The organism is Azospirillum sp. (assembly GCF_050789165.1).
This window is the reverse complement of the sequence record NZ_JBOZRT010000055.1, coordinates 1-4,725: the sequence shown is the minus strand read 5'-3', so window position 1 is coordinate 4,725 and position 4,725 is coordinate 1. Positions and strand designations below refer to the sequence as shown.

General features: G+C 70.9%; 6 protein-coding genes and 1 other RNA gene. 5 read left to right on the top strand and 2 right to left on the bottom strand.

Features of this window, described 5'->3' with window-relative positions; all coding sequences use genetic code 11:
• The coding region (locus tag ACRWK7_RS13365; RefSeq protein ID WP_431856737.1) for a glyceraldehyde 3-phosphate dehydrogenase NAD-binding domain-containing protein at nucleotides 1-178 on the bottom strand (178 nt) is incomplete at its 3' end.
• 86 nt (nucleotides 179-264) lie between these two features.
• Nucleotides 265-2,250 carry a transketolase gene (gene tkt / locus ACRWK7_RS13360; protein WP_431856736.1) on the bottom strand — a complete coding sequence of 662 codons (1,986 nt, stop codon included), beginning with the start codon at nucleotides 2,248-2,250 and terminating at the stop codon, nucleotides 265-267.
• A gap of 257 nt (nucleotides 2,251-2,507) precedes the next feature.
• On the opposite strand from tkt, the gene ACRWK7_RS13355 reads away from it, so the two are divergent.
• The 5 genes from ACRWK7_RS13355 (at nucleotide 2,508) to ACRWK7_RS13335 (ending at nucleotide 4,673) form a co-directional block, all read left to right on the top strand.
• Entirely contained in the window at nucleotides 2,508-2,732 is a 225-nt protein-coding gene (locus tag ACRWK7_RS13355) for a hypothetical protein (protein ID WP_431856735.1), read from the top strand.
• A gap of 4 nt (nucleotides 2,733-2,736) precedes the next feature.
• A complete protein-coding gene (locus tag ACRWK7_RS13350; protein WP_431856734.1) occupies nucleotides 2,737-3,060 on the top strand; it encodes a cell division protein ZapA in 324 nt (107 codons plus the stop codon).
• Between the two features lie 14 nt (nucleotides 3,061-3,074).
• Nucleotides 3,075-3,238, top strand: a non-coding RNA gene (ssrS, locus tag ACRWK7_RS13345) — 6S RNA.
• 32 nt (nucleotides 3,239-3,270) lie between these two features.
• Complete coding sequence (locus ACRWK7_RS13340; protein ID WP_431856733.1) at nucleotides 3,271-3,855, top strand: 5-formyltetrahydrofolate cyclo-ligase; 585 nt, start codon at nucleotides 3,271-3,273, stop codon at nucleotides 3,853-3,855.
• Entirely contained in the window at nucleotides 3,852-4,673 is an 822-nt protein-coding gene (locus ACRWK7_RS13335; protein ID WP_431856732.1) for a TIGR00282 family metallophosphoesterase, read from the top strand. The genes ACRWK7_RS13340 and ACRWK7_RS13335 overlap by 4 nt, the downstream gene beginning before the upstream one ends.
• Nucleotides 4,674-4,725: the final 52 nt, after the last annotated feature.

The window sequence follows — 4,725 nt, the reverse complement described above, 5'->3', positions numbered from 1 at the left end:
CGGTGCCGGGGAAGCGGCCGTGCACGCTGTCGTACTTCAGCAGGTGCACGTTGGTGTCGAGATCGGCGAGGTCGTTGATCGCCACCACCTCGACGTCCTTGCGGCCGCTCTCGTAGATCGCCCGCAGAACCAGACGGCCGATGCGGCCGAACCCGTTGATCGCAACCCGAACTGCCATGTTACTTCCTCCAGTCTGTCGTTGCGGCCCCGGGTGAGACCCGGGGCCATCCTACCGGTTAGAGACGGGCCTTTGCGGCCCGGTTTTTACAGACGCGCCTTGGCGGCCTTGACCACGGCCTCGGCGGTGATGCCGAAGTGCTTGTACAGCTCCTGGTACGGCGCCGACTCGCCGAAGCCGGTCATGCCGACGAAGGCGCCGTTGGCGCCCAGCCAGCGGTCCCAGCCCATCCGCGCCGCGGCCTCGACCGCCACGCGCACGCCGGTGCCCAGCACCTGCGCCTGATAGGCGGCGTCCTGGCGCTCGAACAGCTCCCACGACGGCATGGAGACCACCGCGGTGCCCACGCCCTCGGCCTGGAGCGCCGCGCGGGCTTCCATGGCCAGCGACACTTCCGACCCGGTGGCGAGCAGCGTCACCGTGCGCTCGCCCTCAGCCTCGGCCAGCACGTAGGCGCCGCGGGCCGAACGGTTCTCGGCGGTGTGCTCGGTGCGCAGGGTCGGCACGTTCTGGCGGGTCAGCGCCAGCACCGACGGACCGTCCGTGCGCTCCAGGGCGAGCTGCCAGCACTCGGCGGTTTCCACCGCGTCGCCCGGCCGCAGGACCAGCAGATTGGGAATGGCGCGCAGCGCCGCAAGATGCTCGACCGGCTGATGCGTCGGGCCGTCCTCGCCCAGCCCGATGGAGTCGTGCGTCATCACGAAGATGCTGCGCTGCTTCATCAGGGCGGCGAGGCGGATCGCCGGACGGCAGTAGTCGGCGAACTGCATGAAGGTGCCGCCGTAGGGAATGACGCCGCGGTGCAGCGCCATGCCGTTCATCACGGTGGCCATGCCGTGCTCGCGCACGCCGTAGCGGACGTAGCGGCCGTCGAACGCGCCGGCGCCCTTCACGTCGGCGGTGTTCTTGACCTTGGTGTTGTTGGACGGCGTCAGGTCGGCGGAGCCGCCGATCATCTCCGGCACCGCCGGCACCAGCACCTCAAGCACGTTGCCCGACGCCACGCGGGTCGCCCAGCTCGGCTTCTCCTCGGAGACCTTCTTCTTGAAGGCCTCGATCAGCGACGGCAGCTCGGCCGGGACGGTGCCCGACATGGCGGCGTCGAAGGCGGCGCGCTGGGCGGCGTCCAGCGCCTCGCGGCGGCCGGCCCAGTCCTTGTAGGCGCCCTGCGCGCGGGTGCCGGCGGCCTTCCAGGCCTCGGTCACGTCGGCCGGGATGACGAACGGCTCGTGCGTCCAGCCCAGGTTCTCGCGGGTCGCCTTGACCTCGTCGAGGCCGAGCGGCGAGCCGTGGCAGCCGTGGGTGTTCTGCTTGTTCGGGGCGCCCTTGCCGATGATGGTGCGGCAGGCGATCAGCGACGGGCGGTCGGTCTTCTGGGCCGCCTCGACGGCCTTGGCCACCGCGTCCACGTCATGCCCGTCGACGCTCTGCACGTCCCAGCCGTAGGCGCGGAAGCGGGCCGGCGTGTCGTCGGTGAAGGACAGGTCGGTCGGGCCGTCGATGGAGATCTTGTTGTCGTCCCACAGCACGATCAGGCGCGACAGCTTGAGGTGGCCGGCCAGCGAGCACGCCTCGTGGCTGACGCCTTCCTCCAGGTCGCCGTCCGAGGCGATGACGTAGGTGAAGTGGTCGACCAGCGCGTCGCCGAAGCGGGCGTTGGTGATCCGCTCGGCCAGCGCCATGCCGACGGCGGTGGAGATGCCCTGGCCGAGCGGGCCGGTGGTCATCTCGATGCCCAGCTCCGGATCGACCTCGGGGTGGCCCGGCGTCAGGCTGCCCAGCTGGCGGAAGCGCTTCAGCTGGTCGATGGTCATGCGCTCGTAGCCCGTCAGGTGGGACAGCGCGTAGATCAGCATCGAGCCGTGGCCGGCCGACAGCACGAAGCGGTCGCGGTCGGGCCAGGTCGGGTTCTTCGGGTCGAACTTGAGGAAGCGGGTGAACAGCACCGTGGCGGCGTCGGCCATGCCCATGGGCATGCCCGGGTGGCCGGACTTGGCGGCCTCGACGGCGTCCATGGCGAGCGCACGGATGGCGTTGGCCATGGTCTGCAGGGAAACGGCGGGAGCGGACATCGGTGGGGGTTCCTGCGGCGTGCGCGCGACAAAGAAATAGCCGACCGCGCGGCAGGCCCAAGGGGCCTCCCGGCGGTTCGGCGCACCATGCAGATACGCGCCCCCCAGGTCAACACGCGATTGGGGAAGGGCGGGGCTGCAATGGGGTGGGGAGGCCGGTCATATGGCAGCCTTTTCGGTTGACGCCATCGGCGAACGGGCCCAACTGTAACTCTCCGCCTGCGTTGTGCATCTGCAATACGGCCTCCGGTATCCCCATGGAAAACTTGAAGACCGCGCTCGACCGTCTCGGCAAGGCCGTCGACCGCCTGGAGATCGCCGCCACCGCGCGCGAGGTCCGCGTCCTGCGCCGCGAGCAGGAGCTGTCGGAGGAGCTGCGCCAGGCCCGCCTGGACGAGGCGCGCGCCGTGCAGAACGCCGAGGCGGTCTCGCAACGCCTCGCCGCCGCCATCGGGCGCCTCGAAAACGTGCTGGAGAACTGAGCCCATGGCCCGCGTCGATCTCGAGGTCAACGGCCGCTTCTACCAGCTGAACTGCGAGGATGGGCAGGAGCAGCGCCTGCGCGACATGGCCGCCTACGTGGACGGGCGGCTGCGGCAGATCACCGGCGGCGGCAAGTCGGGCACCGACGCGCAGATGCTGGTGGTGACCGCCCTGGTGCTGGCCGACGAGCTGCAGGAAGTGATGGCCGGCCGCGGCCTGTCGGCGCCCAAGCTTGCCCCCTCGGTGGACGAGGCGGAGGCGGTCTCCGCCATCGATGCGATCTCGAAACGCATCGAAGAGGTTGCCGCGCGGCTCGAACGCGCCTAAGTATCGTTCCAGGAAGGTCGCTGCCTGGTTCGTCAGGCCGCATTATCCCCAGGGCCGATAACCCTAAACCTCTTGGGAGCTGTCCCTGCCGGGGCCGTGGTCTCGGTATATGGCGCCCACCTGCACTGGCAGGCCATGGAGGATAGGCAACATGGCCAACGGCCAAGGCGGCACCTTCCGCCTGTTTTTCCCGCACCACGACCGAAGACGATGACCGACCCGCGCGAGGCCAAGGACGCCGCCCGACTGCGCGCCCGGGCCCTGCGCGACGCCGCCCTCGACCCGGCCGCCCGCGCTCGCGCCTCGCACGCCGTGCGCGAGCGCGTGCTGGCCGAGCTGCCGCTGCCCGCGGGGGCCGTGGCGGGCTACTGGCCGCTCGGTTCGGAACTCGACGTCCGGCCGCTGCTTCTCCATCTTCATGAGGCGGGCCGCACGGCGGCGCTGCCGGTGTCCGGCCCGAAGGGCACGCCGCTGACCTTCCGCGCCTGGACCCCCGACGCGCCGCTGCGCGAGGGCCGCTTCGGCATCCGCGAGCCGGCGGCGGAGTCGCCGGAGGTGGTGCCGGCGGTGCTGTTCGTGCCGCTGCTCGCCTTCGACCGGCGCGGCCACCGGCTGGGCTACGGCGCCGGCTACTACGACCGGACGCTGGCCGGGCTGCGGGCGCGGGGGCCGGTGCTGGCGGTCGGCGTCGGCTTCGCCGCGCAGGAGGTGGACTCCGTGCCGCACGGCCCCTATGACCAGCCGCTCGACCGGATCGTGACCGAGCGCTTTTCCTTTGAGGTGATGGGACGATGAGGCTTCTGTTTCTCGGCGACGTGGTGGGGCGCAGCGGGCGCGACGCGGTGATGGCGCAGCTGCCGCGCCTGAAGGCCGAGCTCGACCCCGACCTGACCGTGGTGAACGGCGAGAACGCCGCCGGCGGCTTCGGCATCACCGTCAAGATCGCCGAGGAGTTCTTCGAGGCCGGCGTCGACGTCATCACGCTCGGCAACCACTCCTGGGACCAGAAGGAGCTGGTGGGCCAGATCGACCAGCAGCCGCGCATCCTGCGCCCGCTCAACTACCCCGAGGGCACGCCGGGCCGCGGCTTCGTGCTGCTGCAGGCACGCGGCGGGCGCAAGGTGCTGGTGATGAACGTCATGCTGCGCCTGTTCATGGACCCGCTCGACGATCCCTTCGCGGCGGTCGAGCGCGTGGTGCGGGCGCACCGGCTGGGCCCCGGCGGGGTGGACGCCGTCCTGGTGGACGTGCACGGCGAGGCGACGTCCGAGAAGATGATCATGGGCCACTACCTGGACGGCCGCGCCTCGCTGGTGGTCGGCACGCACAGCCACGTGCCCACCGCCGACCACCAGATCCTCACCGGCGGCACCGCCTACCTGACCGACGCCGGCATGTGCGGCGACTACGACAGCGCCATCGGCATGAAGAAGGAGGTCGCCATGGCGAAGCTGATCCGCAAGCTCCCCACCGAGCGCCTGAGCCCCGCCGAAGGCGAGGGCACGGTGTGCGGCTGCTACGTCGAGACCGACGACCGCACCGGTCTGGCCACCCGCATCGAGCCGTTGCGCCTGGGCGGCCGGTTGAGCCAGCATATGCCGGTGCGGGGCTGAGCGCCCCGTGGCACTCGACCGGCCGTTGCCGCTCCGCAACGGCCGGTCGAGT